Raw genomic sequence first — 297 nt, forward strand, 5'->3', positions numbered from 1 at the left:
TAAATATCCTGTGCAAAATCAAAAAGGTGAACTTCTAATAATGCACGAGTTCCATTAAATGTCGGCTTATTGCCTACATTTGCAACTCCAAAAATCTGTTTTCCTGCAATCGTTGCTTGCACTGCAAACACCCCGTTGACAGGACACACTTGGCGTTTTAGGGCAATATTTGCCGTTCTAAAACCGAGTTCACGTCCTCTTTTCCAGCCGTGTATAACACGCCCAGAAATAGCATAATCGTGACCAAGCATTATTTTAGCACTTGCTAAGTCGCCAGATGCTAAGGCATCTCGTATT

1 protein-coding gene is annotated in these 297 nt (G+C 42.1%); it reads right to left on the reverse strand.

The features are described 5' to 3' along the window. A partial coding sequence (locus tag AAEY57_RS19650; RefSeq protein ID WP_350608625.1) for a riboflavin kinase occupies positions 1-297 on the reverse strand: 297 nt, incomplete at both ends.

The sequence above is a fragment of the Pseudoalteromonas sp. MER144-MNA-CIBAN-0113 genome (assembly GCF_040308965.1).
In the GTDB taxonomy this organism is placed as follows: domain Bacteria; phylum Pseudomonadota; class Gammaproteobacteria; order Enterobacterales; family Alteromonadaceae; genus Pseudoalteromonas; species Pseudoalteromonas tetraodonis.